Below are 26,623 nucleotides of genomic sequence, written 5' to 3'. Positions count from 1 at the left end.
GACTATTGCTCCATCTCTCTCACTTCCGCTAATGCTCTGTTTAAGTTTTCGTTCGCAACTCTGTAATACGATGGTTTCTTGTCTATTGCTTGCTGAAGGTAAGGAACGGCTTCATCCGGCTTACCTTGTAATATTAGGAAATACCCTACATTATTCAACGCTTCAGGCGTATCCATATGTCGCATAAACATATTAGTGGCTTTCTTAACATCACCGGAAGCCAGATAAATGAGGGCTAGATTGTTTTGGGCCTTCTCACTATTTGGCTCTAACTCTAGAGCTGAACGCGTGTACTGATACGCTTCCTTGTAATTGCCGTACATGTAATGGGAGTAGCCCATATTCAACAGAGCTTTGAATGAGTTTTTGTCTATCTGCAGCGACTTTTTGAAGTACTCTTGAGCTATCTGATGCTTTCCGTCGACATCTTCCAACACACCAATCCCCATATATGCTGATGCAGGAGACATACTGTCGACCTTCAAGCTAGCGACTTCACTTTGGCTTAACGCTTGGTGGTTTTTAATCGTTTCACTGCTTTTCAAACGAACTTGGTCGGCATTAATCGCTTTAAAGAAATAACTTCGACCTTCATCCGTTCGTCGCTGCTTCGTATACAAAACGCCTAATTCCTCCAGTACCTCGGTATGTGCTGGATTGAAATCTAAGGCCGCCAGATACGCTTTCTCGGCAAGCGCCGCGTTGCCACGAGATGAATGGATTTTACCTATAGTAAACAGCGTTTTGTCGTGAAACTCTTGCTCAGGAAAAGACAGTGAGCGAATGTATTCATACAAGGCTAGATCGATGTTGTTGTCCCTTAATGCTACGTCACCACGCATGATCGCTTCCTTCTCACTCAAAGGAGGGTCATCATTCGTTAACGTATCTATCGGTTTACCGGAATACAGTTCTGCATCAAATTGATTCGTTGGTTCATCAGATGATGCACAACCGAGTAGTAGTATTGGTAGGAAAAGTAGAAGGAACTTATTGTATAACATCATAAACTTGCTCCCGGCGCACTCAATGCGTCCATTACGATAAGTAGTCCTGGGCCAAGTGCAACAATGAAAAAACAAGGCCAAATAAAAATCAGCATAGGAAATAACATTTTAGTCGGTATTTTCGCAGCCACCTCTTCTGCCGCTTGCTGGCGTTTATCTCGAAAATCTTCCGTATAATCACGCAGTGTTTGCGCTAAACTTCCCCCCATTCTGGAGGCATGAGAAAGCAAAGATACCAAGCCTTCTAGTTCAACAAGGCCAGTTCGTTCGATGAATTGTCTAAGCGCATCGGGCATGGTTACCCCAGCTTGTATCTTGGCAAAAACCGTATCCAATTCATCTGCAAGCTCAGGTTGAGAGACGTATAGCTCAGACGCGACACGCCCAAGGGCCGCATTAAAGCCCAATCCGGACTCGGTACATACAACGAGAAGATCGAGTGCATCAGGCACTCCGTTTCTGATTTTTTTCTGACGTTCTTTTTGCAGCTTGCTCAGTACAATATTAGGTGTAAAAGTCCCTAGAAAAACACACGTCATAATCAATAAATTGTTGTAACTACCACCTAATGAGATGTAATAAACCATGAAAGCAGCGATAACACCGACTAAGCTCGACAGCACTTTTAACGCATAGAAAACGGACAAAGCATTCTTCTCATGAAACCCTGCGTGCATGAGCTTTTCTGAGTAGGTTTCATTGTCTTTTTTATTCCCTTTACTAAGAAAAGGGCTTAATGACTCTAGCGTATTAGAGAAGTCATACGGTTTTTTACCTCTCACCTGTCCGTCTTCAGAAATCTGTCTAAGCTTCTTGTCTAAGGGGGAACGAGCACCCAAAAATAGGAACCCTAGCGTTAATGTTAACAAAACAGTAGTAAGCAGAATCATCGCATAGATAACCATCTGAGAGCTCACTCCAAAGTCAGCTAACATCTGCTCCCACACATCAATATTTAATAGGTCCATGGCTTATATCTCTATGCTAATGATCTTTTTGATCCATAAGGCTCCGACAGCCAACAGCACTATACCCACACTAACCATTGATAGACCTCGGGGATCTTGGTAAAGCGGTTCTATGTATTCTGGGCTGGCAACTCTTAAAGCAAAAAACAACCCAAATGGAGATAGTGTTAATATCCATGCCGATAATCGACTTTCAGCCGAGAGCGTCTTCACTTTTCTTTCTAACTTAAAGCGAGCTCTGAGTACTTCAGATACTTTTTGGAGGTTCTCAGACAAGTTACCCCCAGTCTCTTTTTGCAACATCACGGCACTAGAGAAAGCCAACATAGAAACCGTTGGTACACGTTCAGCCATCTGTAAAATAGCCAGGCGCAAGTCATAACCGTAGTTAAGCAGGTTATACGTGTTCTTAAACTCAGTGCCTATCGGATCTGGTAGCTCTTCACCCACTTCATTAAAAGACTGCACAAGAGGCTGCCCAGCTTGTAATGCTCGGCGAATGATGTCTAAAGCTTCTGGGAGTTGCTCTTCAAATCGAGCCATTCGATAAGTCACTCGATTCTGCACATATAGGTAAGCGATAACCCAAACAAGGATGAAGGCTGCGACACAGATAAACCACACTTGATTTGTCATGATGGCTATCAATGTCAGCGCAAGCCCGCAAAGAGTCACAGTCGACAGAAAGCGACTTAACGCGACTCTAATACCTGCCAACTCCAACATTTTTTTCAAGCTAGCAAAATAAGGAACCACAATGAGCTTACGATCGATGGGGGATAAGTCTTTGTTATAATGCTCTTTTAACAAAGACAAACTCTCTTCATCAATATTACGCTGCGTCTCTTTTAAGCGACGAGATAACTCTTTATGCTTTGCTTTTTTCCCCGCAGCAGGTAGCAATAGTGCTTGGGAGATAAAAAGTACCGCGATAAACAATAGTGCTAATGAAACACTTACGTTATCCATAATCTCTCCTTAACTGTGAGTTTCAGTAAAGAGTTCGAAAGGCAGGTCAAGACCACGTTTAACTAGTTGGTCGTGATACTGAGGCACCACACCCGTTGCGGTGTAGTAACCGAGGATATTGCCCTCTTCATCAATACCTTTACGTTGGAATCGGAAAATTTCCGACATCGTAATTACCTCACCTTCCATGCCGTTGATTTCCTGAATACTCACCATACGGCGTTTACCATCTTCTTGACGTTCCATTTGAACGACTAAGTGGATAGCTGAAGCAATTTGAGCTCTTAAGTTTTTGGTTGAGATATTCCAACCAGCCATAGAAAACATGTTTTCTACACGGCTTAAGGCGTCACGAGGGGTGTTGGCATGGATTGTCGCGAGAGAGCCGTCATGGCCAGTATTCATCGCAGCTAACATATCAACCGCTTCGCTACCACGAACCTCACCAACCACGATTCTATCGGGTCGCATACGTAGGGTGTTTTTCACGAGTTCCCGCTGACTTATCTCCCCTTTACCTTCTAGGTTTGCAGGGCGAGTCTCTAAACGAATAACATGAGGTTGTTGAAGTTGAAGCTCCGCAGAGTCCTCTATTGTAATGATTCGCTGGTCACGTGGAATAAAGCCGGAGAAGATATTTAACGTGGTCGTTTTTCCCGAACCAGTACCACCTGAAATCAATATGTTGAGTTCACCTTTAACCGCAGCTTCAACAAATTTAGCCATTTGCGGCGAAACTGAGTTGTAGTCAATCAGGTTATCCATCGTTAAACGATCAACCGCAAAGCGACGAATAGAAACAGAAGGGCCATCAAGCGCAAGAGGAGGGATAATTGCATTCACACGAGATCCATCAACTAAACGGGCATCTACCATAGGTGATGCTTCATCGATTCGGCGACCAACCTGGCTTACGATACGGTCAATGATATTTCTTAAATGGCGATCATCAAGAAAAGTATACGGCGTCTTTTCAAGCTTACCTCTTCGCTCGACATAAACGCTCTTAGGACCATTCACCAAGATATCTGAAACGGTTTGGTCAGCGAGTAAAGGCTCCAACGGCCCAAGACCAAACACCTCATCTTCTATCTGCTTTATAACCCGCTTTCGCCCTTCAGCACTCAGCGCATGACTACCATCGTCAGCCATCAACTGTAAAATGGCTTCATGCAAGTCAACCTTAGCCCGCTCTTTTTCCAAACTTGAAAGTAATCCTAAATCTAGGGTCTCAAGCAGTTGCTTATGAAAAAAGTGTTTGATTGATAACTCTTGCTCTAACACTTTTCGAGCTTCATCAATCGCTTTTTCCTTTTCTACATTCGCTTCAGAACTGCGAGATTGACTAGACGTATCAACACTGGATAAACGCTCAACAGGGTTGGTATCTTCTGAGTCATGCGAAATCTGTTCTACTCTTTTTTCAAACTCTGGATTTACATTTTTTCGTTTAAAGAACATCACAATCCCTCGTGTTCACTATTCATCTACCCGTTATGAAAACCACTTTTTCAACCAGCCTTTTTCTTCTTGCTCTGGTGGTGAAAGAACGTGAGACAAATCGATGATAGAACGAGTAATTGAGCTTTTCTTTCTCGACTGAACTAACGGCTGCCCCAAGTTGGCACTCTCTAGTGCCACTTTAAAGTCATTAGGCATCAAGTGGATATCGTGGTTACCCACCGCCTGCTCAATGTCCTTTAACTTAATAGAATGTCGTTTTTCGTAACGGTTAAGGATCACCTCTATTGCGTCGCTTTGTAAGCCGTACTCAAACTTCAGAGACTTAATTAATCTACTTGTGTTTTTTACTGACACTAAACTCTGCTGTAAAACCAGAAGCACTTTCGTTGCTGGTGATATAGCAGATGCAAATACATGATCTAACCCTCTAGATAGGTCGATCACCACATAAGGGTAAAAACGGCGCAATATAGGCAGCAGCCTGCCTATTTTTTGTGCCTGCTCGAAATCATCAGCATTGTTTTCATGCTTAAAGCTTAGAACATGAAGACCAGATTCATGTTTATTGACCAAAGTACCTAAGGAGATTTCATCCAGGTCATTCGCGCTATTTATTGCATCAGAAACGCTGTAGGTAGGAATAATATTTAAGTAATCAGGAATTACTCCAAATTGGAGATCAATATCGAGCAAAAGCACTTCATTAGGATGCTGACTGGCCATCTCAATAGCGGTATTCAAAGCCAGAGTTGTCGCCCCCATCCCCCCTTTCGTATTCAAAAACAAAATAAACTCACCATAGTTCGAGTTCTCAAGTTTTTCGGCCGCTGTTTTTTTTAACAGAGGGAGTAAATCAGAGAGCATGACATTGTGCGACAAGAAGTCTGATGCTCCCAAGCGAAGTGCTATCTTTAACGCCCCATTATCACTTTCATCTCCCAGCACAACCAAAGATAGGTTCTCGTCCTCAAGCGACAGATCATACCCTTGCAGTTCAACCATTTTTTGAGCCCAATTTCCATTGGCCTCGACAAAAATGAGTTCTGGAACATCAGCACTTTTTAGGTATTCCTCGCTCATTGCCGAGAGTGAAAAAGCCGTCACATGTACGTTTCGGCATTTCTTCAATTCGTGGCTCATATGCGAATGAAAAGCCTCAGTATTGTATATTAACCAGACCTTTAAATTAGTTCTCAAACGCGTAATGTCACCCTCATTAGGCGTCATTTGAATTGCTTCCCCCATACATCAAACTCCTGTACTAGATAACTTCGGGACATCGATTCTTAATGTCAGAATCTGCCCTAACAACCCCTAAACTTTCAGCCGGTAAAATTGTTTCGAATGCAGGGGCAGCAAGAAACCCATTGTTACCTAAGAAACTTAGGTTACTAATCAACTGAATGCCGTAGCCAGTCGCTCTGGCACGTACAAACTTAATATCATCGAAGTTATCTTCGAAATCTGATGCTATCTCCCCTCCACTCGCATCAAGGTAAGCCACCTCTAAATTAGCACCAGAAAACCCAACCAGCGGGATCTCACCCACCACCATTGCACCAATATTATCTCTATCTAAGACATAGCATACTGTCGCCAGTCTAGCCGCCTTCCTTGTCGCTTCACTGACCATTTGTAGTGAAAATATATAAGCACCAAATGCCAAGATTAAAAAAATCAAAAGAAAAATCAGCCATGACACTAATGTAAATTCAACGATGGCAAGTCCTTTAATACGCCCTTTTAGCCTTTTCATCACAGCACCCTCATAACCGAAGTCACACTTAATGGAATGGCAAAGCTCTCCGACGAAAAGGGAATAGACAAGAAATGTGGAACATAATCATAGGTAACACTTACTCGCACATAGCTATCACCAGATGGCTGAGTGACAGTGACATCTGCTGTCGTCAATGAAGAGAGTACCGCCGTGCCCACACTATTTTGACCATAGACCACTACATTCTGAATTTCTGACGTAGGGGCTATTGTGCCGCCAACAGTCCCATACACTTCACTAACCGCATAACGCGCTCCATTTTGCACTGACTTTGAAATGACATTGTAATGAATCAATATATTTCCGAATTCAAGCACCAATACCATAAAGAACAATAATACGGGTGTGGCCAGTACCACCTCGATAGCTGCAAAACCGCTTTGTCGTTTTCTCAACAGTTTCATAATCAAGACTCCCCACTATCAGGGTCCTTATACAAAACAATCCTATAAGTCCCTTCTGTTGTAGAGGTCGTACTACCCGCCCCACCTGTCACACTGCAGGAGTGAATAAATTCACCAAATACGGCAGGAGTACCTGAATTATTTGTCGGTGCTTTTTGCAACAAAAAGAAGCAACCAATTTTGTTCACTGTAAAGTCAGTGGTACCACCGCTTTTACCTGAACAATCCACCATAGGTATGGCTAAAATACGACGCCATGCGACACCATTAGACGCACAACCACTACCACCACTAGCAATACATGCATTGGTATCAGCTTCATATTGTGCGTAACTGTAAGTGCCATCAAAATCGATCTCACCTGTACTCGCATCAATTGTTATTTCGTCTGTAGGTTCCGTTGTTACATAATCTGAAGGGTAATCGGAGGCTGATAAACCGCCGCCATAATCACCAAAACGAGTATTTAGACCATCACCAGTCGGACCTACCGTGCCACCCGGCTTCGTTGTAATGTCTTCGCCAATTTTAACCGGATAATCATAACTGCCGCCTAAACCTTCTTTCACCGTTTTACCACCAGATCCAAAATCAAGAAGGTGGTAATTACCATTCCCCATTTCAGATAAGCTCTTGTCGCCGACCTTTAACGCATGAACGGTGCCAACTTCATAACCAAAAACACTGGTTATTTCCTCACCAGTCACATCATGGTACCCATCTTCTGGTGAGACATCATTATCCGACGTGCCATCACCAATACACACACCAATTGGCACAACATTATTAACAACGACCTGACCAGAACTAGGGCCAGCAACCGCACTCGCCGAAACGGTTTTTTCTAGTCCAAACATTTGAATGAAAAACTCATCCATATCCAAGGAATCGACACGAACACGCACATAGACATCATCATCTGCACCGAACGTTGCTGTTCCTGTAAAATCCTTAGGATCATTTGAATAATCAATGTTTACAGAAGCCGTACTAAAATCAAATTCATGATTACCTGTGGCGGCTGCCATAGCATTTAATGCGGTGCCAACCTCTGCATCTACGGCATCTTTATCCTTACTATTGTCTAAAATAGTTGCGGCAGCTAGCGCAGCAGAATCGACTGCATTTTGTAACCGCGTTTTATTCACAACCATATGGTTGATATCGACAGCTAACGCTGAGACAGCTAAAAAAACCAACAAAGCGGCTGTAATCATGACTACGACTAAGCCTTGCTGCTTTTTGGGGCTTTGTGATACTCGATACAACATGTGAGTACCTCCAGATTTAGTTAAACTCTTCTAGGATCTGGCTACTACTGCTTCCGGACAGATCATTTTCACCTCTGCCAACATATCGGTCGTAACCAGCCTGCATCCGCTCCCCTGTACCGTCCGGTACTTCGAGTAGATTCTCTTGGGTCGCATTAGGGTTATATGTTTGTTCTGTTTTCACTAGTGCTACTGAATGCCCCAAACGGGCATCATTAGCACAGCCAACTAGCACCATCACGAGAAAGACCATCATTATTCTAATCATATCTATCTCCTTATAAATCATGACCAAATGAGCCTTCACTACCGCCGTCGGTTGGCGATACGGCCTGTGCTGATTGAGATTGCTCTGAAGTGGATTCAGACGGTTCAGCAATGTAAGCGCTTCGGCCTAACAAATAATATTCCAAGTCATTAGGGTCGACGAAAGCATCTGTTGGTAATGTCACTTTCGTGCGGTCGATTGGCTTGGCAAGCCTTGGAGTCACAAGAATAACCAGTTCGGTTTCGCCAGATACATACTCTTGGCTGTTGAAAAGCTGCCCTAAAATCGGCACATCACCAAAGCCTGGCATCTTGTTGCTGATATCTCTCACATTCTCACTCAGTAAACCTGCAATACCGATAGTCTGGCCATCTGCTAACTCAAGTGTTGAAGATGCACTACGACGCGTAATAGGTGGAATGAAGTAAGTCGCGTTGGTAGTACCAGGATCAATCGTTAGCGAGCTACTATTCGCAATTTCACTCACATCAACAGCCAAGTTCAGGTTGATTTTTTTATCACTAAGAACCGTTGGGATGAATTTCAGCCCTACACCATATTCTTTGTATTCAATGGTGATGCCGTCTTCATCAGGCACAGGGATTGGGAACTCACCGCCCGCTAAAAATTCAGCTTTTGAACCACTTAACGCGGTTAGATTCGGCTCAGCCAAAACTTTGGCTACACCATTCTGCTTTGCAACATCCAGAGCAAAGGTAAACAATGTATTGCTATCGATAAAAGAACCTAAAATCCCATAATCTGTTGAGGTGGGAATATCAAAAATCGGCGTTGCACCCAATACACCAGCAGGCACAGAAGACGCTCCCCATGAAAAATCAGAACCACTGGTTTGGAAGAAATGGAAGTTAGCATCGAATTTTCGAACTAAGCTTCTTTGCACTTCAGCGACAGTGACCTCTAGCATGACTTGCTGAGCACCACCAATCGACATTAAGTTGATGACCCCAGTCGCCGCAGCTTGCTCACTACCACTCTCTTTTGACTCATCTGCGGTTTGCCCGGAGGAGTAAGTTTCTGCAATTCTCATCGCGACATTCATCTGCTGTTGGTTGCTCACCTGACCGCTCAGCAGCAAACGGTTTTGCGCACTATGTACCTCAATCGTTTCATCAGGAAGGAACTCATATAACTTAGCCTTTAAACTATTAAGATCATGAGTAACCTCAATATTGATAGACTCAATCAACTGCCCTCGAGCGTCCCAAGCCATTAGGTTGGTAGCACCTAATTTATTACCTATCAAAAATAACTCGTTAGATTTAAGCATCACAATATCAAGGACATCAGGGTCACCAAGTGACACCTTGCTAGCCTTACCCGATAAAACGACATGCGTTGATTTGTGATGAGGAACCGTGACGGTTTTCCCAGTTTGAAGAGCGGCAAAGCTCAATGTAGAAAAACAAACTAGGCTCAAAACACACGTTAATATTATTTTCATATCTCACCTCAATCCTTGACGCGAACACTAGATGCTTGAGTACCTTTGATGATGGTTACACTTGGTCTAGGTACATATCGACGAGCCACTTTTTTCTCGACTTCGTGTGGGTTTCTCAAAGTTAGTTGAATACTCCCCTTACTCTTTGCCGTCAGTAATTTTTCAGCATCTTGAGGGGAAACCTCTAACGTCACAGCTCTCACGATAATCGGACTGTTTTCTTTCGTTTTAGCTGTTTGGTCTACAGCCAAGACCTTAATGTCTTTCAATACTGTTCGAGTCGACGCTGAATTTTGGCTATAAGAAACGGTGTTAAGAATATCGACCTTATTCCCAGGTAATAGGAACCCAGCGACACCTATGACGTCATCAACTCGGATCGTTACCGCTCTCTTATTCTCAGGGATCAATGCCGCTAATGTTGAACCTTCACCAGGAACAGTAAAACGCATTTTGTGGAGAACCTCTCCGGCATAAATGGTATTTGCAACCACCTTGCCAACGAGTTCTGAAACATCGGAGTAGTTATTCTCGTTAATCCAATCGACTTCCATTAACTTCGTGGTTAGGAACTGCTCTTCAATTATCGTTCCAGCTTCAATCTCTTGTGAGGCCACAACTACTGGATGACGCTCCACAGTTTCAACTTCGACTGTTGGCTGTACTTGATTTTCCATCCATTGTTTAGCGAAAAAAACAGCAGCTAAACCAAATACTACGGACAGTAAAAATAGTAGGAAAACTTGACTCTTATTCATGTGTTATTCCTCATGTCCATCAGAGGTAAAATAAACTTCCCAAGCCATGGAAAGAATATCGAATGTGATAACAGGCGGGAGTTGCTCGAACGAAAGAATATCTTTACTTATACCTACCAGATCTTTCGGCAAGCAGGGGAAAAATGGCACTTTGTATAAAGTGTGCATTTGGGATAAACGCTCAAAGAAACCGTCTTGAAGTTCAACCTCTTTCTCTGCGGCAACATTCATCCACAACGCTTCGTAATCACGCTGCATAAGAGGCTTAAATTCAATTTTGTAACCTAAACGACGCAAAAATGCGGGATCACTGATTTTCTTTGGATTTAAGTTGGTAGAGAAGGCAAGAGTTAAAACAAACGGCATCGTAATTTGCTGACCGTTGGGCAGCGATAGATAATCAAAAGCATACTCCATCGGCACTATCCATCGATTCAACAATGTGTCTACAGGCATAGGTTGACGGCCAAGATCGTCTATCACGAAAATTCCATTGTTTGCCATCATCTGTACCGGGGCTAACCAGACTCGACTGTTTTCTGAGTGATTCACCTCAAGCATATCCATGGTGAGCTCACCACCGACCTGGATATTCGGTCTCTCACAGTTAAGCCAGCGCTTATCGTATTGATCTTTTAGCGAGATAGCTTTGGTACTGCCGTTTCTATCTAAAGGTTTATGGTGTTGTGCAGAGAAAACCTTGATAATATTGCCAAGCGCATAGACGGCATAAGGAATAAACACCGAAGTGTGCAAAGCGTTGACAATACGGCTAGCAACAAAGGTTTTACCAGTACCAGCATGCCCATATAACAAAAGGGCTCGCCCTGAGTTTATTGCCGGCCCTAGGACGGAAATCATTTTATCGATGCCATAGACATCACTTAACGCCGCCTCGACATGTGGACGAGTCACGAGCTCAGCCCTAAGGTCTTGCTGCTTGACCACCTCACTATATTGCTCAAGAGAAACTGGGGCTGGACCTAAATAAGCATCACGCTTGAAAGCTAAATCGGCTTCTTCTAGCCCTTTCTCTGAGAGAGAGTAACGAACGTGACTATGTGATGCAGATGAGAGAGAAAGATCTGAGGTAGGTTGAAAAACCTCAATTAGAGATTTTTTCCTCAATACCGCCAAAGCACTTTCCACAATATGAGTCACAACACATATATGGTTGGAAAGTTCTAAAACGTCCGATTTAGGGTATGCAGACAAATGCTTAAGTACGAGATTTTCAATCACGACTTCAGGAATTCCCAACGTATCAAGTGATGTTGGGACAACAGGAGCTGATATTTGCGGTTTTAATGTTGTTGAAGCCGTATGCCCTATAATATCCATTATATTATTCCTCTCCACAAAGCTTACCAACAACAGCTTTAATTAAAATAGCTATACATCGCTAATCCTATGACAACAGAGGGGGCAAAAGGCATTGTCACTTTATTTAAGTATCGATTATGAAAATTAGTACGCTCATCTTTGACTGGTGAAACACCACTCAATAAAATAAGTTTATTTTGGAAATAACCTTTAATGCTGACACTACTTGAGTTAGCGTAGTTATAAAGTAAATAAAAGGATCCGATCATCCCAGAAGCAAGTAAGATAAAGTACGATGCATCAAGTATTTGTCCCCACCCAAGATACATTCCAACAACGCCCAATAACTTCACATCACCTGCAGACATTGCTCTCATAAAATACAAAAGCAAACCAAACCCAAAAAGTACTGCAAACCCTGCTAATGAAGACAAGAAAAAGCCCAACGTATAATTGCTATCAAACATTGACAAAAAATAAACAAACAAAAGAAGTATCAATATTTTATTAGGTATACGATGCTTTTCAACATCGTATACCGAAACTGCAATTAGCAGTGCCCAAAAAGCAGAAGGCTCATTAATCATATGTTCTATTTATACACTCGATATAATGCTCTGAAACTTACTAAGTAAGGCTGTTGCCATCCCAGAGAAAACTAACCCAACAGCAAGGACAAGCGAGGCCGCACCAATCACGTATTCGACCGTAGTTAACCCCGATTGCCGTCTCAGTTTATTATTGTTCATAGCTTCAACCACTAACCTACATTGGCAACAATAGCGTTTAATTTATTTGCCAGAGTATTACCTAGGCCAGAAAATACAGTTGTTAAGCCTAAAACCAATAATGCTGCACCGATTACATACTCGATTACAGTCAACCCTTCTTCATCTTTCATGAATTCTTTGCAATTATTCAAAAACTTACCCATGACAACCTCTCCTTGATTTTCATAACAGGCTTCGTTTACCTGTAAAGTAAATCTAGAGGTGAGTCACACATTCGGTTAGGATTTTTTTGCCATTTACTTGCACTTTTTTGTTGTACTTCTAATCTCTGTAATAATTTCCTTATTTCTGAATTTTCACATCTGGCCATTTATATATGATACAGGTTTAGTAGAAATGAAATTAATAACACCACTGCTATCAGATATAGATAGCGAGTTTAATTCAATTATTATAAATAAAGTTAGTCGTTACTTCCCTGTGGAAAATTTTCAACAAGATATATCAGTTATCAGTAACTTAGATGTAAGAATTGTATTTTTCATTTTAAATAGAGAAAGTGAAATTCAATTACTTACCATGGCATTATCTATTTGTGAAAACCTAAACAAGCGGATAGTTTTAATTTCACCATTTGAGATACCTAATATCATTCGAAATCATAAGAATATATTTTTCATTATAGAAACGAGTAACAATCATCTGACCAGTGCCTTCGAAGAACTAAAGAGTAAAACACAGCATATCTTTGACCCTCACTTCGATCTTGACCGAAAAACGAATAACAACAACCAGCTGTCAGCAAAGCTGTTCACGTCTGAAGTCGTAAACTTTGTAATGGATAATATTAACAAGGAGATAAGAGAAACGGAGATTGCAGAGAAATGTCACTGTTCCACCACCTACTTTTCTAAGAAGTTTCATCTACACTTTGGGGTAAGCTTTCGTGACTTCGTGTGTGATAAACGAATCTTATTAGCCAAGAAGCTAATCGAGGCCGATACCGAATCAAAAATAGCGGTTATCTCTTATCAATGTGGATACAAGGATGTGTCATATTTCTCAAGAATCTTCAAGAAAAGAACTGGCGTAACGCCTGCAAGTTACAGACGAGCCTGCATGGATAACAGAAAACGCTAATTTTACTCCCTAAAAGAAAAAATCATGGTACATTTAACATGATTTTAACAAAAATAACTTAGCGAAAAACATGGAGTTAGACAATGATTCAGCCTAACGAGTTTAGCCAAGAACAAGCAACAGCTCTCCCTACACCTAATGATATGATTCTTAAATGGGCAGAAGAACGTCCAAATGAGGTCTATTTAAAACAAATTATTAACCGCCAGTTTGTCGAGTTCACGTACAAAGAAGTGGCTGATAAAGCACTAAAACTGGCGTCTGCACTAGAGGCACTCGGTGCCGAGCCCGGCGATCGAGTCGCGCTTATTTCTAAAAACTGTGCGGAATGGTTTATCTGTGATCTTGCCATGATGTTAGGAGATTTTGTCAGCGTCCCAATTTTTCCTACCGCAGGTGCAGATACCATCCAATACTGTATCGAGCACAGTGAAAGTAAAATTGTGATTGCAGGTAAACTGGATGACCCTAAGGCAACACAACAAGTACTAGATGACAACACAAGTTTGATTAGTATCTCGCTACCCTACGATACCGCGCCAAAGTGCCAACATACATTTGAACAGCTCATCGAAGCACATGAACCAACCACCAAACGTCCTCAGCATTACGATGATAAGCTTATGTCTCTTGTTTACACATCGGGGACTTCTGGCCTACCAAAAGGCGCAATGCTCACATACGGTGCCTTTACGTGGTCAGTTCAGAGACTGATCGATCATATCGGTATCCAAAAAGATGACCGTCTGTTCTCTTACCTACCACTGGCTCATATTACAGAGCGAGTCTACATCTTTGGTTCTTCAGTCATGGGCGGGGTGGTAACGGCGTTCCCAGAATCTTTAGACACCTTCATTGATGATGTGAAGATGCAGCGTCCTACTCTGTTTATTTCTGTCCCTCGTTTATGGACCCTGTTCCAACAGCGCATCCAAGATAAGCTGCCGCAGAAAAAACTGAACATTCTGCTGAAGATCCCGTTCATTAATAACATCATTAAGAAGAAGCTTGCTGATGGCTTAGGCCTAGATCAAGCTCGCGTTCTAGGCTGTGGCTCCGCACCAGTATCACCAGCGCTACTTGCATGGTATGAAAGCGTTGGTTTACACATTACCGAAGCGTGGGGGATGACTGAGTCTTTTGCTTACAGCACATTAAATTATCCGTTCAGAGCAGATAAGATTGGTACCGTTGGTAATGCTGGTCCTGGCATTGAACTTAAGATTGCCGAAGATGAAGAGATTTTAGTTCGTGGTAAAGGCCTATTCTCTGGTTACTACAAAAATGACATTGCAACGCAAGAGTCATTTAATTCTGAAGGCTGGCTGCACACCGGTGATATTGGTGATATTGATAGCGAAGGCTACCTCACCATTCGAGGGCGTAAAAAAGACACCTTTAAAACTGCGAAAGGTAAGTTTGTCGCGCCAGTGCCAATCGAGAACAAACTCTTTGAGTACAGCCGCGTAGAGATGATGTGTCTGATTGGCCTTGGCTTACCTGGTCCAATTCTGCTTGTTGTCCCACATGACTTCCCTAACTTTGATCGCGCTCGCTACGAGAGAACCACTAAACGAGTGATCGAGAGAATGAATGAGAAGCTCGCGTCTCATGAGAAGATCAAGGGCGTACTGATGATTAAAGAACCATGGAGTATTGAAAATGGTGTGTTAACACCAACACTCAAGATCAAACGCCATGTACTAGAGCAGAAGTACCATGAAGCCGGTCATAACTGGCCGAAAGATAAATTGGTGGTTTGGGAAGAATAATTAAAATCGAAAGGGAGCCATTATGGCTCCTTTTTTGTAAGCTCACATTATAAGTACTTAGTATAATCCGCAGCATCACTACTCTCGTAATCTAAGCCGACATCCTTTCTCATTCGATGACTTAACGATTCCAAGCAAACAACTTGTCTAGATTTATTCGGCTTCCTCACCTTAGTATTATCATTGATTTTAAGTACCTGAGTAACAAATATACCGACCCAGCAGGTTATTGCTTTCATGTTCTCTCTCTTGTATTCCCTGTTTATTTATCGCTATTATGAAAACAACCTGTTCGATAATCGAACAACCATTATTAACAAGAACTATAAGCTGAGATTATGGACAATAGACTGCGTCACCTTTCAGGTCTCCGTTACTTTGAAGTTGCGGCTCGCTTGAGCAATTACAGCAAAGCTGCTGAAGAGCTGTTCGTCACTCAAGCAGCCGTCAGCCAGAAGATTCGACAGTTAGAAGAACAGATTGGATGTAAGCTCTTTATTCGTAAGGGGCGTGCAATGACTTTGACGCATGAAGGGCACACACTTTTTAGACATGTCTCTGATGGATTTCAAGAGGTTCTGCTGGGGTTAAACAAGATCCAATCAGAACCTATTCAAGGGCTGCTTGTTGTTAGAACTCCCCCTTCTTTTGCTTCTCGTTGGTTACTGCCTAGGCTGTGGAAGTTCTCGGTAAAGCACCCAGAAATCCCAATTAAGGTGCTAACAGGGTCTGATACCCCAAATTTAAAGCATGGTGAGATTGATGTGGCTATTCTGCAGGGCGAAGATCTATGCGTTGAAGAAGGCTTGACTCTAGAGATGCTAATCAACGAACCGGTTTACCCTTTTTGTTCTCCTGAACTCGCAAACTCTTTGAACTTCACATCACCGGAACAACTCCTCAAATGTTGGCTGATTCAGTTTGATAGCGGTTGTTTCCCGTGGGAGGAATGGTTTAGGCAAGCAAACATATCGACTCAAAGCAGCGCCATTCAGTGGATGGAGGTCGGTACCTTTGATATGGGGTTAACCACGGTCATGGCGGGGCATGGGGTTTGCTTGGCAACAGACAGCTTAGCTGGTGACTTCATCGAACGCGGCTTGCTAGTGAAACCTTTTGATATTGGCATGACACCTGGTGTTCAAGTAAACCTGTGCTTTGATCCTAACTCCCCGAGAGAAGAGCGTATTACTGCGTTCACCAATTGGTTGCATGAAGAAGTAAACGAGCTATTGGAAAATTAGATCTCACCTACTAATTACTTAAACAAGGAATAGGCTTAAATAAACCATAAACCTAACTCAACATAGAACGGTAACGTAAACCTCTCGACACCGACAAAACTATGTTGAGTTAAAGCAACATCGAGTTAAAAGCTACGTTGCCTTGAATCACTCCCAAAATGACTTCTTCAGTTCTTTCTCGACTTGTTCCGACGTAATACCGATATCTCTCAGTAAATAATCGGGTAGCTCAGACAGTTGCTTTCTGGTTCTACGATTTTGAAAGTACAGGCTTAATTTAGAATAGAATTTCTTAATTGATAATGATGACAAAAATGAATGGTTGGTATTTGCTGTTGCTGTGATCGTATTCATAGCCTTTCTCCTGTTGATCTTTTGCTTTGTTATAGTTAATAATCAACCAACAGAGCAACGTCGACAAACGATAGATACTGGCACTCAGTTAAGGAAAACTAATGTGAGAGAGCGTACCCCACCATTCCAAGGGATCTACTACTTCTATATCGCAGCCGACAAAGGTAGCTTTAAGCTCGCTGCAGAAACCCTGTTTGTTACAGCCGCAGCAGTCAGCCAACAAATTCGCCAACTTGAAGAGTGGTTAGGCGCAGATCTGTTTATTCGCCAACACCGAAAAATAGTCTTAACTCATGAAGGCGAAGTACTGTACCTACAAGCGAAAAAAGGCTTTGCTCACCTTCAAGATGGCGTAAGAAGAATCAACCAAGACCCTAACCCTAATCAGTTATCAATTTCGACCGTCCCATCTTTTGCCCAGCATTGGTTAGTGCCAAGGATTGGGGATTTCAGAGAGCGACATCCAGACCTTTCTATGTTGATTGAGCCGACCAACAAGCTGATCACCTTTGAGGATTCAAGTATTGATATCTGTATACGCTACGGGCACGGTAACTACCCAAACTTAGAGTCGCGCTGGCTAATGGATGAGGTGTTATATCCTGTTTGTCATCCGCTCTATCAGGAGAAGTATGGAATATACAGTGTCGAGGACCTGCACAAAGCCGAGCTAATTGAAGACCGATGGCCCGATATGGATTGGTCAATATGGCTTAATGAAGTAGGCGTTGAAGGCGGTCACACCACGTTGCAGTTTGATGGCTCTCACTTTGTACTAGAAGGTGCACTCTCTGTTCAAGGAGTCGCCTTAGTCAAACACAGCTTAGTGTATCGATACCTGCAAGAAGGGAAGCTAGTTAGAATTGGTAATACAGCGCTAAGACCAAAATACAACTATTTCTTATGTGCGCCGCCTGGATACTTTCATCGCGACAAGATTCAACGCTTCTCCAAATGGATAGAAACGCAGGTCAGTGAGTTTGGTAACAAAGGAAGGGAAATGCTCAACATCGTCGATACCGACTTCTCATTGAAATGGTCGGGAAACTCCGATGGCTAAACTGATATACTGAGAGCAAATAAATGACGAGTAAATCTCATGACACAAGCAAATAACCCACTTCACGGCATCACACTGCAAAAACTGCTAACAGAATTGGTTGAACATTACGGTTGGGAAGAGTTGAGCTACATGGTAAATATCAACTGCTTCAAAAAGGACCCAAGCATCAAATCGAGCTTAAAGTTTCTGCGCAAAACAGAATGGGCACGAAGTAAAGTAGAGCAAATCTACATTGATTTAAAGCGTTAGCCTCCCCCCGCTGTATCAGTCCCGTATTGCTGAATACGGGATTCCCCCTGTGTCTACTTTTTAGGGGCCACATCGTATCTCGTATCTCGTATCTCGTATCTCGTATCTCGTATCTCGTATCTCGTATCTCGTATCTCGTATTATGATTCCCATAAAACAAAAGCCCCGCAAGCTTTCACTTGCGGGGCTTTCTAGTTAATTTAGAAAAGAGCTAATTACTTACCAGCTTCTTTGTCTGCTTTAACTTTAGCGATTACTTCGTCTGCCACGTTTGTTGGACATGGAGAGTACTGTAGGAATTCCATAGAGAATTGACCACGGCCTGAAGTAATAGTACGTAGGTGACCGATGTAACCAAACATTTCTGATAGTGGTACGTCAGCTTTGATACGTACGCCAGTAGCGCCAGCTTGTTGATCTTTGATCATGCCACGACGACGGTTAAGGTCACCGATTACATCACCGACGTGATCTTCTGGAGTGAATACGTCAACGTTCATGATTGGCTCAAGAAGTTGTGCACCCGCTTTAGGCATAGATTGACGGAATGCGCCTTTCGCTGCGATTTCAAATGCGATTGCAGATGAGTCAACTGCGTGGAAGCCACCGTCGAATAGTTCTACTTCAACATCTAGAGTTGGGAAGCCAGCAAGAACACCGTTTTCCATCATAGATGCGAAACCTTTCTCAACTGCAGGCCAGAATTCCTTAGGAACGTTACCGCCAACAACTGAAGAAGAGAACGTAAAGCCAGAACCTGCTTCGCCTGGTTTGATACGGTAATCGATCTTACCGAATTGACCAGAACCACCAGATTGCTTCTTGTGCGTGTAGCTATCTTCAACAGCTTTCGTGATTGTTTCACGGTAAGCTACTTGAGGAGCACCTACTACAAGGTCAACGCCGTATGTACGCTTAAGGATATCTACCTTGATGTCTAGGTGAAGTTCACCCATACCTTTCAGGATAGTTTCGCCAGTTTCTTCGTCAGTCTCAACTTGGAAAGATGGATCTTCTGCAACCATTTTACCGATCGCGATACCCATTTTCTCAGAACCGCCTTTATCTTTTGGAGATACAGCGATAGAGATTACTGGAGTTGGGAAGATCATTGGCTCAAGAGTACATTCGTGCTTCTGATCACATAGAGTGTGACCAGTTTGAACGTTCTTCATACCTACAACAGCGATGATGTCACCAGCTTGTGCAGATGTAAGTTCGTTACGCTCATCAGCTTGCATCTCAACCATACGGCCGATACGCTCAGTTTTACCTGTTGCTGAGTTAAGAATTGTATCACCCTTCTTCATTACACCAGAGTAGATACGGATGAACGTTAGAGCACCGAAACGGTCGTCCATGATCTTAAATGCTAGAGCACGTAGAGGCTCATCTACAGATACTGTTGCAACTTCACCAGTTGGTTCGCCAGTCTCTTTATCAGTTAGAGGCTGAGGATCAACTTCAGTTGGAGCTGGTAGGTAATCTACTACAGCGTCAAGGATAAGTTGCATACCTTTGTTCTTGAATGCAGAACCACAGAACGTAGGGAAGAATGCGATATCACGAGTACCTTTACGGATACAACGCTTGATGTCTTCGATAGAAGGCTCTTCACCTTCCATGTAAGCTTCCATTAGGTCATCGTCTTGCTCTACAGCAGTTTCGATTAGCTCTTCACGGTATTGCTCAACGTCATCAACCATGTCCGCAGGAACATCTTTGATTTCGTAGTTTTCAGGAAGACCAGTGTCATCCCAAACGTATGCTTTACGGCTTAGTAGGTCTACAACACCAACGAATTCATCTTCGCGGCCGATTGGTAGAACCATTACTAGCGGAGTAGCGCCTAGAACGTTCTTAACTTGGTCAACAACGCGGTAGAAGTCAGCACCCATACGGTCTAGTTTGTTAACGAAGATCAGACGAGATACTTCTGATTCGTTAGCGTAGCGCCAGTTAGTTTCTGATTGAGGTTCAACACCACCAGAACCACAGAATACACCGATACCGCCATCAAGTACTTTAAGAGAACGGTATACTTCAACTGTGAAGTCAACGTGTCCAGGAGTATCGATAACGTTTAGACGGTGATCATTCCAGAAACAGCTTACAGCTGCTGATTGGATAGTAATACCGCGCTCAGCTTCCTGTTCCATGAAGTCAGTCGTTGATTCGCCGTCATGTACTTCACCAGTCTTGTGGATTTGACCAGTTAGCTTAAGGATACGCTCAGTGGTAGTTGTTTTACCCGCATCAACGTGCGCGAAAATACCAATGTTTCTGTATTTCGATAAATCTGCCATTGTCTTACTCTGTTAATAGGATATAAAATGCGCGCAGAGTATATCACAATCTGTGAAGACTGATAGCTTTGCATGCATTTGGGACTAAAAAACTTTGCCTTTTCCTAACATTTAGAAAAAGGCACGCTGTAGAAACAATCTAAATGATTGTTAATTATAGTGCTAACCCAAAGCCCAATCGGGGTTAAAGTTAGACTGAATTGCTGCTGTATAGATTAGCTGAAGTGAGTTCAATTACAACTCATCAAAAGCATTAATTGCCTCTGATAGTTTTTTCACTCCGTGGATTTGCATTCCTGGAATACCACCTTTCGGCATATTAGCTGCAGGAACAATTGCTTTCTTAAAGCCGTGTTTAAATGCTTCATTCAAGCGTTCTTGCCCACTAGGTACAGGACGAATCTCACCCGCTAGGCCTACTTCACCAAAAACCACCACATCTTTAGGTAATGCACGGTCTCTGAAACTAGAAAGTAATGCCATGACTAATGCAAGATCAGCACTAGTTTCGGTTACTTTAACACCACCGACGACATTCACAAACACATCTTGGTCAGCCATTTGTAAGCCGCCGTGTTTATGCAGCACCGCAAGTAACAAGGAAAGACGGTTCTGCTCAAGACCAACCGCGACTCGCCGAGGGTTTGCCAACTGGGAGTAATCCACCAACGCTTGGATCTCAACAAGCAGTGGTCGGGTACCTTCCCATACCACCATCACTGAACTGCCTGACGTTTCTTCTTCACCACGAGACAAGAATATAGCCGATGGGTTGCTGACTTCTTTTAGGCCTTGACCAGTCATAGCAAACACACCCAGCTCATTCACCGCACCAAAACGGTTTTTGTGGCTGCGCAGCGTTCTGAAACGGCTATCTGTTCCGCCATCTAACAACACTGAACAGTCAATAATATGCTCAAGCACTTTAGGGCCCGCCAGCGTGCCATCTTTAGTTACGTGTCCAACGAGAAAGATTGCTACATTATTCTGCTTAGCAAAACGAGTCAGTGCAGTGGCTGACTCACGAACCTGAGCCACACTGCCTGGTGAAGATTGAACATCAGCGACATGCATTACTTGGATCGAGTCGATAACCATGATCTTAGGTTGTTCTTTTTCAGCAACCTGACAAATCTTGTCCACGTTCGTTTCTGAGAGCATCTTAAGGTGTTCTTTAGGCAAACCAAGACGTGATGCACGCATCGCGACCTGCTGCAAAGATTCTTCGCCCGTGACATAAAGGGTCGGAAGTTGCGAAGAGAGCAGACACATGGTTTGTAACAATAGTGTCGATTTACCCGCCCCTGGGTTACCACCAATAAGGATCGCAGCACCCGGTACAACACCGCCACCAAGCACGCGGTCGAGCTCTTTAAAGCCACTACTAAAACGAGGCACTTCCTGCAGGTCGATTTCTGACAGTGTTTGAACCGAAGACTCTGTTGCGCTACCAGCATAGCCACTCAATCGTTCATTGCGCGCTACCTGAGGTGAAGCGGCTAACCTAACTTCTGTAATTGTGTTCCAAGCACCACACGCATTGCACTGTCCTTGCCAACGTGGGAAGTCAGCCCCACAGTCATTACACACATAAGCTCGCTTTGCCTTAGCCATAAAACCTCAATAATTTACCCAGTTACACAATGATGTTGTCAATTTGTGACTTATTTGACCGTACGGGTGCAAATAAACGTTGCAGTCATACCACTTATATTTAAAGATCGATTTAAACTAGTCGATAACATAAATGTACCTTCCATTCTAACAAGAAAAGTATGCAGCAATCTGAAATTCTATCTATAGCAGAGCGTCTTATCCCGGCTTATCATGCCGAAGATTTCGAATTCCTTCTTTCTCAAATGACAGAAGGCGAATCACCGTCTCTGAAGCTGCTCGTTAAAATGGAACTGAATCGTATCATGGCTCCATGTACAAAGAGCATTGATTTACGCGGACGTATCGATAATGAGTGTCGTCAGTTCACACTCGATGGCCGTAAACACTGGCTCGACGACATCGCGTTAAATGCCTATCAGCGCGGCACAAAAAAATTCAAAGGCTACACCGAAGGCGCTTGGGAGTTAGTGATGACTCCAAGAACTCAACCTCTGCGTAGTGTTGTTAATAGTGCTTCTCAAAACACCCAAGACATCACCAGTGCCAACAGCCCTTATGAAGCTGAAGCCATTAACCTAGGTTATGACTTAAAGCGTCAAGAGAACCGACTCAAGATAAGCTCACAAGTTGAGGTCACCACTTCAAAAGGACAAAGCCTACACGGTGTCACGGTCGATATCTCTCCTTCAGGCGCAAAATTCAAAGTACCAAGCGTCTTTCGCTATAACCTAGGTGAAATCATCAGCGTTAAGTTTACCGAGCTGGTTGAGAAGTCACTCGAAACCGATGTAAACCAAGCAGTAGAATTTCGTGTGCTCGGGATTGATGAATCCTATGAAAATGACGCGGTTAAATTCCTAAGAACCATCAAGGTAAGCGACAACAATATTGTGGCGCGTTTACTTGATGAGTCTTTAAATAGCACAAGCAAGAAAACCAGCCACGAAAATCAAGATAGAGTTATTCGAACCCGCACTCGAGGTATCGAGCACACCTATCTAAAACACACTTGTAACCTTCCTCTGTTCTTTAGTGGCAGTGAACTCAAGCTTGCACTGCTTACAGATAACAACCATCCGCTATGGCAATACTGGCACGACGAGCGAAACCAACAGGCACTAGGAACTCTGTTCAACGAACAGCGCATGAACTTACTGGCGAAGCCCGGTGTGAAAGGCACCAGCAACGTCATCTATTCGTTTACTCATGAACATCAAAATAAGACGCTGTTCTATTCGATGATGTTACCTGAAGCGACTCGTGAACAAAGACAACTGTTCTGGCACATTGGTGGTAAGCGTAAAAGCTGGAAGGCGTTCAAATTCTCTGTATTCGAATTATCAGAAACGGAGCGACAAGCTTTAGCCAAACATTCAGACACGCTAGCGCAAAGCTCAGCACAACTGACGCATTGCGGTATATTGCAAGAGATTGGCGATCACGAGAGTGCTGCGGATTACTTATTGAGTGAAAAGCCACGCATTCCAAGCAGTGAACTGAACCGCTTCCGTCACCCACGCACTGTGGTTGGTAACATTCAAAGTATCTATTTTGACTCTCAGACCCGTCGTAAAGAACCGAGATACCAATTTAAGTCACCGTTGCGACTTACCTCACAAGATGGCGCAGCGGCAAACGGCCACACCTTAGATATCTCGAAACGTGGGTTGAGCATTACTCTTGAACAGCCAATGGTCCTCAAGATCAATGATCCGGTGATCGTGAACTTTAATGAGCTACAGCTTTACGATAAGAATCTGCCATTAAGCACAGTGCCTTATCACGTGATTCGTGTGAGTCCCAATGGCCGAAATGTCCAATTAGTGATAGCTGAAAACGCTAAGACAATGCGTACTATCGCGTTCCTGAATGGGCTTATCGATCAAAACCAAAGCAAGCTAATTAAGAAGAGAGAGATACTGCCAACGAACTCCTTACTTGAGTCGCTGCACAATATTTTGTTAAGCAAGATGGTCAGTAGCCCTATCTTTATTGATAAACCAAGTTCAACACTGCGTTGTAAGATCATTGGTGTGAATTTCCCACTCAATAAACACCTGACTTTACTGGCGAAACTTGGACACAACCAAAAGTTCTCACTGGAGCCTATATTTAAAGGCCACACCAATTCGCTGCTGGCTGAGCCCCTCAAGAGAATCGAGGGTGCAGAGCCTAAACACCACGACGTCTATATCGCTGCGGTGAAGTTCGGCGACAAGATCCAATCAGTACATACAAAGTTGGTGAAAGACTTTACCTCGGCAAAAGAAAGAATCTTATTCATTAAGAAAGCGCAGCACTTAGGTGATGTGTATGTACTTCGCGTTACGACCGCGCCAATCTTCAATCCATTGACCACCTTATTCCAATCGGATTTAGAAGAGCTTGCTCGTATCAGCATGCACCAAGCGAAGAAGCTAGAAAACGAGATCACCGCGTTTATCGGTTATGGTGAGATAGAAGATATTACCGATGAAGTGTTGATCCGATTGGAGCTAACGCGTTAGTCATAATACTCCATCATCTCTAGGTACAATAAAAAAGAAAAGCAGGCTCAGTGCCTGCTTTTGTGTCTTTGTAATATCACACGATTAAATAATCATGCTGTTGTGAACCTTTACGGTTTCGCCTGCCAGCTGATTTTTTGTTGCTTAGCCAACGCGCCAGACAGGATACACAATACCCCACCTAAGCCAGCATAACGCACAGCAGTTTGAGCTTGTTGCTCGACTTTTGGTTTTGCATGGAAGGCAATACCTAAACCAGCAGCGCCCATCATCACCAAGTCATTCGCGCCATCACCAACAGCAACCGTGTTATGTAGCTCCAACTCATACTCTTCAGCCAGTTCGACTAAGATATCGGCTTTGGTTTGCGCCGAAACTACATCACCCAACACTTCCCCTGTCAATTTACCCTTAACGATTTCTAAAGTATTCGACTGGGCATGATCTAAGTCTAGCGTGTCTTTTAAGTAATCAGAGAAGTAAGTAAAGCCACCCGATGCGATAGCGGTTTTCCAACCCAGTTTGTTAAGCGTATTCACCAGTCCAACTAAGTCTGGCATGAAAGGCAGTGATTGGCGCACTTGCTCTAGAATCGACTCATCCGCACCTTTCAGTGCTCCGACTCGTTGACGCAGGCTCTGTTCGAAATCTAACTCTCCTTGCATAGCACGCTCTGTAATTTCAGAGACTAACTCTCCTACTCCAGCGAGCTTGGCTATTTCATCGATACACTCGATTTGAATCGCTGTGGAATCCATATCCATTACGATCAAACCCGGCTTAGATAAGTCTGGAACTTCGCTAAGGCAAGCATAATCAAGCTTCAAAGCCTGGAGGATTTCTTCATGTGCAGGCGTTAGGTTGCCAGACATCAATGCCACTTCGTAATGGCCAACTTTCCACGTATCTAAAACGGTGTTGTAAATGCCAGTGAAAAAGTCGATGTCATCGAAAGATTGCGGTGATAGGTACTCGCCAAATACAATCCAGTTAGCTTTGGCTTTAGCGAGTTGAGAAGCGAAACGAGTCTCGGGGAGTCGAGTTAATAATGTAGTATGCCTTTTTATCGGCAGATATTTCTGAGCGTCCATGTGTATGATTCCTAATTAACTATGCTAAACGTTAACCTATTGCAATTTGAAAACGCAAGTCTCAATATGTCTTAATCATAACATTTGTTTATTTCAGGCCCCGTGAAACATGAATGAATCATTGTTCTCAATACGTAACGCTTTGCGAATGTTAGCCCTCATTTTGTTGGCTACTATGTTCGTCGTTACGATTAAAAATACGGTCGTGATCAGTAAGGGTAACGAGAAGATCCAAGCGAAACAGCTCGAGACACTTACCAAGCTGCTTATCTCTCAAGCTTCCCTTTCAGCCAGCAAAATGATCGCACAACAAGACCAAGAGCGACTGCTTGATCTGACCAATCAGCTATCTCAAGATCGACTGGTGTTCGATACCACCATCTATGATGCAGAAGGCATTCGACTGGCTTCGAGCGAAAAGGCGCTGTCAGTACGTGAGGTACTCGGCTTAGATACGCCACTTTCAACCGCGAGTATCGGTAGGCAACAACTCGTTGAACCCATTTACTCGAAAGAAAACACCATCATCGGTTTTATCCGCGTCACCTTTGAGACAGGTAAAATGACAGCGATATCGGATCACCACTACCGCAAAAGTGATCGCTACATGATCGGTATGGTATTAATGGGCTTCGTCAGTGGTGTGCTGTTTATTATGTTGATTCGTAGAAGACCAACCAAGTCAGGCGAGAACTTACTTCTGAAGAACGTAAATTCATAAATAGCGCAATTACGTTATCCAATAAAAAGCCCCGACGCTCAGGCAGCAATGAACTGACCCCCAATAGTTGGACACCAATTATTGGGGGTCTTTTTATGTCCAAATATAGCCGAGAGCTAAAATGTATCATTGCTAAGCAATACTTAGATGG

25 protein-coding genes are annotated in these 26,623 nt (G+C 43.2%); 7 read left to right on the top strand and 18 right to left on the bottom strand.

The genetic code is table 11. The annotated features are described in order from the left end of the window. Positions 1–2 precede the first annotated feature (2 nt). From F0251_RS14975 to F0251_RS14910, 14 genes are all read right to left on the bottom strand, one after another. On the bottom strand, positions 3–1,007 hold the full coding sequence (locus F0251_RS14975; protein WP_061032546.1) for a lipopolysaccharide assembly protein LapB: 1,005 nt from the start codon (positions 1,005–1,007) through the stop codon (positions 3–5). Then, entirely contained in the window at positions 1,004–1,975 is a 972-nt protein-coding gene (locus F0251_RS14970; RefSeq protein WP_061032545.1) for a type II secretion system F family protein, read from the bottom strand. Before F0251_RS14970 ends, F0251_RS14975 begins: the two co-directional genes overlap by 4 nt. A gap of 3 nt (positions 1,976–1,978) precedes the next feature. Beyond that, positions 1,979–2,944: a type II secretion system F family protein gene (locus F0251_RS14965; protein WP_061032544.1), complete on the bottom strand. Its 966-nt coding sequence runs from the start codon at positions 2,942–2,944 to the stop codon at positions 1,979–1,981. 9 nt (positions 2,945–2,953) lie between these two features. Further along, positions 2,954–4,405, bottom strand: coding sequence for a CpaF family protein (locus F0251_RS14960; RefSeq protein WP_061032543.1), 1,452 nt, complete (start codon positions 4,403–4,405; stop codon positions 2,954–2,956). Between the two features lie 33 nt (positions 4,406–4,438). Continuing rightward, positions 4,439–5,653 (bottom strand): AAA family ATPase, encoded by a 1,215-nt coding sequence (locus tag F0251_RS14955; RefSeq protein ID WP_061032542.1) that lies wholly within the window; start codon positions 5,651–5,653, stop codon positions 4,439–4,441. A gap of 16 nt (positions 5,654–5,669) precedes the next feature. Then, a complete protein-coding gene (locus F0251_RS14950) occupies positions 5,670–6,164 on the bottom strand; it encodes a TadE/TadG family type IV pilus assembly protein (RefSeq protein WP_171731259.1) in 495 nt (164 codons plus the stop codon). Then, positions 6,164–6,592, bottom strand: coding sequence for a TadE/TadG family type IV pilus assembly protein (locus tag F0251_RS14945; protein WP_061032540.1), 429 nt, complete (start codon positions 6,590–6,592; stop codon positions 6,164–6,166). The genes F0251_RS14950 and F0251_RS14945 overlap by 1 nt, the downstream gene beginning before the upstream one ends. Before the next feature lie 2 nt (positions 6,593–6,594). After that, positions 6,595–7,863 (bottom strand): Tad domain-containing protein, encoded by a 1,269-nt coding sequence (locus F0251_RS14940; protein ID WP_061032539.1) that lies wholly within the window; start codon positions 7,861–7,863, stop codon positions 6,595–6,597. Positions 7,864–7,879: 16 nt separating this feature from the next. Beyond that, entirely contained in the window at positions 7,880–8,152 is a 273-nt protein-coding gene (locus F0251_RS14935; RefSeq protein WP_061032538.1) for a hypothetical protein, read from the bottom strand. Beyond that, a complete protein-coding gene (locus F0251_RS14930) occupies positions 8,142–9,596 on the bottom strand; it encodes a type II and III secretion system protein family protein (RefSeq protein ID WP_061032537.1) in 1,455 nt (484 codons plus the stop codon). The genes F0251_RS14935 and F0251_RS14930 overlap by 11 nt, the downstream gene beginning before the upstream one ends. 8 nt (positions 9,597–9,604) lie before the next feature. Beyond that, positions 9,605–10,354, bottom strand: coding sequence for a Flp pilus assembly protein CpaB (gene cpaB, locus F0251_RS14925; RefSeq protein ID WP_061032536.1), 750 nt, complete (start codon positions 10,352–10,354; stop codon positions 9,605–9,607). A gap of 3 nt (positions 10,355–10,357) precedes the next feature. Next, positions 10,358–11,695: a hypothetical protein gene (locus F0251_RS14920; protein ID WP_061032535.1), complete on the bottom strand. Its 1,338-nt coding sequence runs from the start codon at positions 11,693–11,695 to the stop codon at positions 10,358–10,360. Between the two features lie 38 nt (positions 11,696–11,733). Further along, entirely contained in the window at positions 11,734–12,264 is a 531-nt protein-coding gene (locus F0251_RS14915; protein ID WP_061032534.1) for a prepilin peptidase, read from the bottom strand. Positions 12,265–12,437: 173 nt separating this feature from the next. Continuing rightward, the gene (locus F0251_RS14910; RefSeq protein ID WP_061032533.1) at positions 12,438–12,611 is read right to left on the bottom strand and encodes a Flp family type IVb pilin; all 174 of its coding nucleotides are present in this window, start codon (positions 12,609–12,611) and stop codon (positions 12,438–12,440) included. 193 nt (positions 12,612–12,804) lie between these two features. Between F0251_RS14910 and F0251_RS14905 the strand changes: the two genes are divergently transcribed. The 3 genes from F0251_RS14905 (at position 12,805) to F0251_RS14895 (ending at position 16,564) form a co-directional block, all read left to right on the top strand. Beyond that, a complete protein-coding gene (locus F0251_RS14905) occupies positions 12,805–13,548 on the top strand; it encodes an AraC family transcriptional regulator (protein ID WP_105057542.1) in 744 nt (247 codons plus the stop codon). Positions 13,549–13,631: 83 nt separating this feature from the next. Beyond that, positions 13,632–15,320, top strand: coding sequence for an AMP-binding protein (locus F0251_RS14900; RefSeq protein ID WP_061032531.1), 1,689 nt, complete (start codon positions 13,632–13,634; stop codon positions 15,318–15,320). Between the two features lie 338 nt (positions 15,321–15,658). Then, positions 15,659–16,564 (top strand): LysR substrate-binding domain-containing protein, encoded by a 906-nt coding sequence (locus F0251_RS14895; RefSeq protein WP_061032529.1) that lies wholly within the window; start codon positions 15,659–15,661, stop codon positions 16,562–16,564. A 147-nt stretch (positions 16,565–16,711) separates the two neighbouring features. On the opposite strand, the gene F0251_RS14890 is transcribed toward F0251_RS14895, so the two are convergent. Continuing rightward, positions 16,712–16,918, bottom strand: coding sequence for a DUF1127 domain-containing protein (locus F0251_RS14890; RefSeq protein ID WP_017063291.1), 207 nt, complete (start codon positions 16,916–16,918; stop codon positions 16,712–16,714). 103 nt (positions 16,919–17,021) lie between these two features. Between F0251_RS14890 and F0251_RS14885 the strand changes: the two genes are divergently transcribed. Continuing rightward, positions 17,022–17,978: a LysR substrate-binding domain-containing protein gene (locus tag F0251_RS14885; protein ID WP_061032528.1), complete on the top strand. Its 957-nt coding sequence runs from the start codon at positions 17,022–17,024 to the stop codon at positions 17,976–17,978. Positions 17,979–18,017: 39 nt separating this feature from the next. Then, positions 18,018–18,230 (top strand): VF530 family DNA-binding protein, encoded by a 213-nt coding sequence (locus F0251_RS14880; protein ID WP_171731258.1) that lies wholly within the window; start codon positions 18,018–18,020, stop codon positions 18,228–18,230. 215 nt (positions 18,231–18,445) lie between these two features. On the opposite strand, the gene fusA is transcribed toward F0251_RS14880, so the two are convergent. Both fusA and radA read right to left on the bottom strand, forming a co-directional pair. Continuing rightward, a complete protein-coding gene (fusA, locus tag F0251_RS14875; protein WP_008218763.1) occupies positions 18,446–20,536 on the bottom strand; it encodes an elongation factor G in 2,091 nt (696 codons plus the stop codon). 234 nt (positions 20,537–20,770) lie between these two features. After that, positions 20,771–22,150, bottom strand: coding sequence for a DNA repair protein RadA (gene radA / locus F0251_RS14870; protein WP_171731257.1), 1,380 nt, complete (start codon positions 22,148–22,150; stop codon positions 20,771–20,773). A 161-nt stretch (positions 22,151–22,311) separates the two neighbouring features. Here radA and F0251_RS14865 point away from each other — a divergent pair, with 161 nt between their 5' ends. Further along, complete coding sequence (locus F0251_RS14865; RefSeq protein ID WP_171731256.1) at positions 22,312–24,660, top strand: PilZ domain-containing protein; 2,349 nt, start codon at positions 22,312–22,314, stop codon at positions 24,658–24,660. A gap of 110 nt (positions 24,661–24,770) precedes the next feature. On the opposite strand, the gene serB is transcribed toward F0251_RS14865, so the two are convergent. After that, positions 24,771–25,751: a phosphoserine phosphatase gene (serB, locus tag F0251_RS14860; RefSeq protein ID WP_105057548.1), complete on the bottom strand. Its 981-nt coding sequence runs from the start codon at positions 25,749–25,751 to the stop codon at positions 24,771–24,773. A gap of 109 nt (positions 25,752–25,860) precedes the next feature. On the opposite strand from serB, the gene F0251_RS14855 reads away from it, so the two are divergent. After that, positions 25,861–26,472 carry a YtjB family periplasmic protein gene (locus F0251_RS14855; RefSeq protein WP_080566560.1) on the top strand — a complete coding sequence of 204 codons (612 nt, stop codon included), beginning with the start codon at positions 25,861–25,863 and terminating at the stop codon, positions 26,470–26,472. Positions 26,473–26,623: the final 151 nt, after the last annotated feature.

The organism is Vibrio sp. 070316B, assembly GCF_013114115.1.
Classification (GTDB): Bacteria; Pseudomonadota; Gammaproteobacteria; order Enterobacterales; family Vibrionaceae; genus Vibrio; species Vibrio chagasii_B.
The sequence above is the reverse complement of the archived record's forward strand: the minus strand, read 5'-3'. Positions and strand labels throughout refer to the sequence as shown.

What these genes read in the sequence shown, in the direction of transcription:
- F0251_RS14930 (WP_061032537.1), bottom strand. Translation starts at nt 9,596, where the DNA reads ATGAAAATAATATTAACGTGTGTTTTGAGCCTAGTTTGTTTTTCTACA.
- F0251_RS14895 (WP_061032529.1), top strand. Translation starts at nt 15,659, where the DNA reads ATGGACAATAGACTGCGTCACCTTTCAGGTCTCCGTTACTTTGAAGTT.
- cpaB (WP_061032536.1), bottom strand. Translation starts at nt 10,354, where the DNA reads ATGAATAAGAGTCAAGTTTTCCTACTATTTTTACTGTCCGTAGTATTT.
- F0251_RS14855 (WP_080566560.1), top strand. Translation starts at nt 25,861, where the DNA reads ATGAATGAATCATTGTTCTCAATACGTAACGCTTTGCGAATGTTAGCC.
- F0251_RS14915 (WP_061032534.1), bottom strand. Translation starts at nt 12,264, where the DNA reads ATGATTAATGAGCCTTCTGCTTTTTGGGCACTGCTAATTGCAGTTTCG.
- F0251_RS14935 (WP_061032538.1), bottom strand. Translation starts at nt 8,152, where the DNA reads ATGATTTATAAGGAGATAGATATGATTAGAATAATGATGGTCTTTCTC.
- F0251_RS14920 (WP_061032535.1), bottom strand. Translation starts at nt 11,695, where the DNA reads ATGGATATTATAGGGCATACGGCTTCAACAACATTAAAACCGCAAATA.
- F0251_RS14905 (WP_105057542.1), top strand. Translation starts at nt 12,805, where the DNA reads ATGAAATTAATAACACCACTGCTATCAGATATAGATAGCGAGTTTAAT.
- F0251_RS14970 (WP_061032545.1), bottom strand. Translation starts at nt 1,975, where the DNA reads ATGGACCTATTAAATATTGATGTGTGGGAGCAGATGTTAGCTGACTTT.
- F0251_RS14910 (WP_061032533.1), bottom strand. Translation starts at nt 12,611, where the DNA reads ATGGGTAAGTTTTTGAATAATTGCAAAGAATTCATGAAAGATGAAGAA.
- F0251_RS14940 (WP_061032539.1), bottom strand. Translation starts at nt 7,863, where the DNA reads ATGTTGTATCGAGTATCACAAAGCCCCAAAAAGCAGCAAGGCTTAGTC.
- F0251_RS14900 (WP_061032531.1), top strand. Translation starts at nt 13,632, where the DNA reads ATGATTCAGCCTAACGAGTTTAGCCAAGAACAAGCAACAGCTCTCCCT.
- radA (WP_171731257.1), bottom strand. Translation starts at nt 22,150, where the DNA reads ATGGCTAAGGCAAAGCGAGCTTATGTGTGTAATGACTGTGGGGCTGAC.
- F0251_RS14975 (WP_061032546.1), bottom strand. Translation starts at nt 1,007, where the DNA reads ATGATGTTATACAATAAGTTCCTTCTACTTTTCCTACCAATACTACTA.
- F0251_RS14880 (WP_171731258.1), top strand. Translation starts at nt 18,018, where the DNA reads ATGACACAAGCAAATAACCCACTTCACGGCATCACACTGCAAAAACTG.
- serB (WP_105057548.1), bottom strand. Translation starts at nt 25,751, where the DNA reads ATGGACGCTCAGAAATATCTGCCGATAAAAAGGCATACTACATTATTA.
- F0251_RS14865 (WP_171731256.1), top strand. Translation starts at nt 22,312, where the DNA reads ATGCAGCAATCTGAAATTCTATCTATAGCAGAGCGTCTTATCCCGGCT.
- F0251_RS14965 (WP_061032544.1), bottom strand. Translation starts at nt 2,944, where the DNA reads ATGGATAACGTAAGTGTTTCATTAGCACTATTGTTTATCGCGGTACTT.
- F0251_RS14890 (WP_017063291.1), bottom strand. Translation starts at nt 16,918, where the DNA reads ATGAATACGATCACAGCAACAGCAAATACCAACCATTCATTTTTGTCA.
- fusA (WP_008218763.1), bottom strand. Translation starts at nt 20,536, where the DNA reads ATGGCAGATTTATCGAAATACAGAAACATTGGTATTTTCGCGCACGTT.
- F0251_RS14955 (WP_061032542.1), bottom strand. Translation starts at nt 5,653, where the DNA reads ATGGGGGAAGCAATTCAAATGACGCCTAATGAGGGTGACATTACGCGT.
- F0251_RS14960 (WP_061032543.1), bottom strand. Translation starts at nt 4,405, where the DNA reads ATGTTCTTTAAACGAAAAAATGTAAATCCAGAGTTTGAAAAAAGAGTA.
- F0251_RS14950 (WP_171731259.1), bottom strand. Translation starts at nt 6,164, where the DNA reads ATGAAAAGGCTAAAAGGGCGTATTAAAGGACTTGCCATCGTTGAATTT.
- F0251_RS14945 (WP_061032540.1), bottom strand. Translation starts at nt 6,592, where the DNA reads ATGAAACTGTTGAGAAAACGACAAAGCGGTTTTGCAGCTATCGAGGTG.